General features: G+C 69.1%; 4 protein-coding genes. All 4 read right to left on the bottom strand.

The annotated features are described in order from the left end of the window. Positions 1–272: 272 nt before the first annotated feature. On the bottom strand, positions 273–827 hold the full coding sequence (locus tag ACTQV3_RS09120) for a hypothetical protein (protein ID WP_368138682.1): 555 nt from the start codon (positions 825–827) through the stop codon (positions 273–275). Next, the gene (locus ACTQV3_RS09115; RefSeq protein ID WP_441068043.1) at positions 824–2,095 is read right to left on the bottom strand and encodes a relaxase/mobilization nuclease domain-containing protein; all 1,272 of its coding nucleotides are present in this window, start codon (positions 2,093–2,095) and stop codon (positions 824–826) included. The genes ACTQV3_RS09120 and ACTQV3_RS09115 overlap by 4 nt, the downstream gene beginning before the upstream one ends. After that, positions 2,083–2,529, bottom strand: a complete 447-nt coding sequence (locus ACTQV3_RS09110) for a CopG family transcriptional regulator (RefSeq protein ID WP_368138684.1) — start codon at positions 2,527–2,529, stop codon at positions 2,083–2,085. Before ACTQV3_RS09110 ends, ACTQV3_RS09115 begins: the two co-directional genes overlap by 13 nt. A 211-nt stretch (positions 2,530–2,740) precedes the next feature. Next, positions 2,741–3,697 carry a ParB/RepB/Spo0J family partition protein gene (locus tag ACTQV3_RS09105; protein WP_073293298.1) on the bottom strand — a complete coding sequence of 319 codons (957 nt, stop codon included), beginning with the start codon at positions 3,695–3,697 and terminating at the stop codon, positions 2,741–2,743. Positions 3,698–3,850 lie beyond the last annotated feature (153 nt).

Genomic DNA, 3,850 nt, shown 5'->3' with positions numbered 1-3,850 from the left:
GCCAGCCCCAGCTCCCGGGTCGCCCGGTGAAGGCGAGGAAGAAGGGCGTGAAGGGAGCGAAGAGCGTTGCTGCCTAGGCTAGCCCCTTGTCACACAAACTACCGAAGCCTCACAAATGAGGATTACGCCGCGAAGAAGAAACAGCTTCTCGGTTTGTGAGTCGTTGCCGGCAATTCCGCTACGCAAGCGTGTTTCACATCACCCACTTGAACACGGCGCGGAACAGCCAGACGAAAAAGCCCAGCGTGACCTTTAGCGCCGCCATGAGGAACCTACCAAGCCTCTTCATCGACGTCACCCCAATCTTCCTTTACCTTGCGGGCGCCCTCCTCGGCGCCCTCTTCCTTCTCTTGCGCGAGCAGCCTCGCCAGCTCGTCTGGCACGCCCGGGACCTCCGCCCTCCCCAGCGCGCGCTGCAGGTCCCTTATCTGCGATTTCAGCGGTTTTGAGGGAGGGCCCACGTGCTCGCGGTAGCAAGCGCAAATTGCAGCCGCGTCGCACAGGTAGCCCCGCACCCGGGCGAACGCCTCGTCGCCGTCGAGCAGGACGCGGCGGGCGCGCCCAAGCTCCGCCTCCGAGGCCAGCATGAAGCGCCACCCGCGGGACCTGTGCGCGGCCGGGATGCCGTCCGCGGGCGCGTCGGCACGCCAGTCGTCGCGCACCTGGTGCCAGTTCGCCGTGAGCCAGAGCCCCTTCTCGGGCTCCTCGCGCATCTCGAGCTCGAACTCCGTGAGCATGTTCGCGCCGGAGAACGGCGACCCCTCCGTGAACGAGAGCGTGTCGAACAGCGTCGTCCTGCCGCCCTCATACTCTATCCTCACCATCATCTCCGGCCCCTCTCCCTGCGCTGGTCCTGCTGAGCCCGCTGCCGCTCGGCGGCGAGGATTCGCTGTTGCTCGTCCTCGCGACGGCCGTCGCGAGAGTTTCCTTCGGCAGCGCCGCGCCCGCGATCGTCCCCGTAGCGGGTCTTGAGCGGCATGAGCCCGTTCATCGCCATGTAATCGCGCGCAGCCTCGAGGCGGCGGTACCCCTCGCCGCCCGCCTGGCCGCGGCGCTCCAGCGTCGCCATCCTGAGCCCGAACTCCTCGATGGACTCGACGTCGAACTTCGCACAGGTCTCGAGCGCCGAGGAGAGCTTGCTCAGCTCCGAGAGGTCGTTGAGCTCGAGGGCGCGCTCAGCGGCCTCGCGAATGCGCGCGGTGCTCGCGTCCGTGGGACGGTAGGCGCCCTCGCGCTCGAAGCGCCGGCGGAGCATCTCCTTGCCGTAGACGAACCCAAGACGCTCGCCGCTAACCCTCTTGGACGGCTCCTCGACAAGGCTGAACACCCAGTCGTCCCGCCGCGCCTTGGCCGAGTTGTCGGCGACGTGCACGCCCAGGGCGTCGAGGATGCCGAGGAACTCCGCCTCGTCGCGCGCCGTGGTCTTGGCGAGTGCGACGCGGGCGCGGATGTCGCCGACCCACGAGTAGCCGCCCGAGCGCATGATCTCCTTCTCGGCCCTTCCAAGGTAGACGTTCCTGCGGCTCCTGGGCCCGCCCGCGCCGGCCCGCCCGCGTGCCATCGAGGGCGATACGGGCGACCTGTCGTTGGAGAGCCCGGACAGCCCGCGCTCGCGCGCCATGTCCTGCAGGTCTCGGTTGAGGTCCTCCGGGTGCTGGGTCTGCATGCGGTAGCCGGTACGGAGGTTCGCGTTGTTCACGACGATGTGCGCGTGCGGTATGCCGCGGGCGTTGTCGTCGTGGTAGACGATGGCGATCTCGTGGTCGCCGAAGTGCTTGAGCGCCCACGAGCACGCGAGCTCCCGCAGAGCGGCCAGGTCGATGTCGTCACCGGGGTCCGGCGAGAGCACGAAGTGCTTGAACGTGCGCGCGGGCTTGCCCCTCCATGAGGCGTCCGTGCCGAACGCGGCGCGCGTGGCGTCCATCTCGGCGTCCCAGGCGCAGGCCTCCTTGGCGGCTTCTCCCAGAGCGCCGGCGTCGCGCTCGTCGTAGCTCAGGTTGAACAGGTCTCGCGCCAGGGCGCGGCCTCCCTTCTCGAGGTAGCGGCGGATGCCACCCGTCGAGCCGTGGCCGCTTATCGGCTTCAGGATCGGCATGGCGAGCCCTCTACGAGCGAGTCGGCGCCGATGCGCCCGAGCTCGGCCGCCATCTCGCGGGCCGCGCCGTTCACGTCGGCGAGCTCGTGCTCGATCGTTGGGATGCTCTCCGCGACGAGGTCCCGGTCGACGTGCCCGTGGCGGGCGTGGAAGTTGATGAGGTTCATCGCGTGCACTGCCTGGTTGTAGTGGTAGCCCCACTTCGTGAGCTCCCGAGACATCGACCAAAGGGCCCTGCGGTCCACGAGTATGCGGTGCTCGTCTCCCGCGTTGACATCCGTCGACAGCGGTATGCGAACGAGGTAGCGCAGGTACTCCGACTTGCTGAGGCCGGCGCGCTCGCACCGCTCGCAAAGCGCGTCGTAGTCGCTTCCCTCCATGCGGAACGTGACTCGACGCTCCTTGCCTTTGGCGGCGTCGGCTTCCTCTTTCATGGCGGATTCCTTTCCTCGGGCCCGCCGTGCGGCGGGCGCGTTTCTCTAGGGGCGCGGGGGATCCCCCGCAGGCGGCGGCCCGGCTCGGGCGCCGCCTCTGGGACCGGGCCTCGCGAAAGCGGGCTCTTAAACGGCCCGCGGCATGACGGGTCCGAGGCCGCCCGGTCCCCAAGTGCTATGGACGCCCGACCGAAGTGTCGGACGCCATAGGCTACTTGCTGGATTTCGGGCCTGAGGCCCTTCTGCGACGCTTTCGGGCATCGGTGCCCGCCTCCGCGTACGGCGCGGTCATGAGCGCCATTTCACGCAGCAGCGAGAGGTCGGCCGCGCTCGGGCTCTCGGGCGGGCTCTCGAGGAAATCGGCGACGAGCCTCGCTGCCTTGGAGATGCGCCCGTCGGGGCCGGCCTGCGTTTTGCTCTCGCTCCTCACGTAGTCGGAGAGCTCCCGCTTGGTGCGCCGCCAGGGCTCCATTGCGGCGTGCATCTCCGCCTGGCGCTCCTTCGGCATGCCCGCGAGCGAGCGCACCGCCTCGGCGCTGAGGTTGCCGCGATCGGCCTCGGCGGCCCACTCGGGCGAGAGGTCCTCGGCAATCCGGCGGGCCAGCCTCTCCTCACGCGCAATGGTCTTGCCGGAGACCTTGCGGCCCGTCTGCCGCTCGATGATGGCGGCCTTCACGTCGTCGACGCGCATGCCGGAGAGCGAGGGGTCCTCGGAGCGCAGGCGCACGGCGTCGCCCCTGAGCGCCTCGGTCGCGGCGGCGCGCTCGGTCACGGTGAGCGCGCGGGTGAAGTAGTTCGCTGCGTGGAGCAGCGTCACCGCCCGCTCGTCGTCGATGCCCTCTATCACGCGGCAGGGCATCCTCTCGTAAGCGGGGTCGTCCTTCGCGAGCAGCGCGTAGGCGGCCTTGCGCCGATGCCCGGAGACCATCTGCCACGAGCCGTCGCCGACCTTTCGCACGAGCGGCAGGTCGGTGAGGCCGTCCTCGCGTATGGACTCGGCGAGCTCAGCTATCCCAGCAGGGTCCATAGAGTACGCGGCGTTCGCCGGGTGGTCGGCGATGTCGGCCACCGCGATCTCGGACACCGGGTAGCGCCCGCGGGTGCGCGACGCGCCGTCGAGAAGCCCCGTGATGGTGAAGCCCGCGGCCACCTGCCTAGGCGAGTTCACGGCACACCTCGTCTGCGAGCGCCTTGTAGTCGCGCGCGGGGCGTGTGTTCCGTCAAGTAAAAATCGACAAATACGTCTGTCGAATTTCGACACCCTCATGCTGACCGCCTCCGGGCGGGCCGGCGCCGTCGCGGCCGGCCCGCCCGCTGCCTA

Origin of the sequence: Collinsella sp. LCP19S3_A7 (assembly GCF_052121995.1) — a bacterium.
GTDB lineage: Bacteria > Actinomycetota > Coriobacteriia > Coriobacteriales > Coriobacteriaceae > Collinsella.
The sequence above is the reverse complement of the archived record's forward strand: the minus strand, read 5'-3'. Positions and strand labels throughout refer to the sequence as shown.

Bases quoted from the DNA above. Each gene is read 5' to 3' on its own strand.
- ACTQV3_RS09120 (WP_368138682.1), bottom strand. From the start codon at position 827: ATGATGGTGAGGATAGAGTATGAGGGCGGCAGGACGACGCTGTTCGAC.
- ACTQV3_RS09115 (WP_441068043.1), bottom strand. From the start codon at position 2,095: ATGCCGATCCTGAAGCCGATAAGCGGCCACGGCTCGACGGGTGGCATC.
- ACTQV3_RS09110 (WP_368138684.1), bottom strand. From the start codon at position 2,529: ATGAAAGAGGAAGCCGACGCCGCCAAAGGCAAGGAGCGTCGAGTCACG.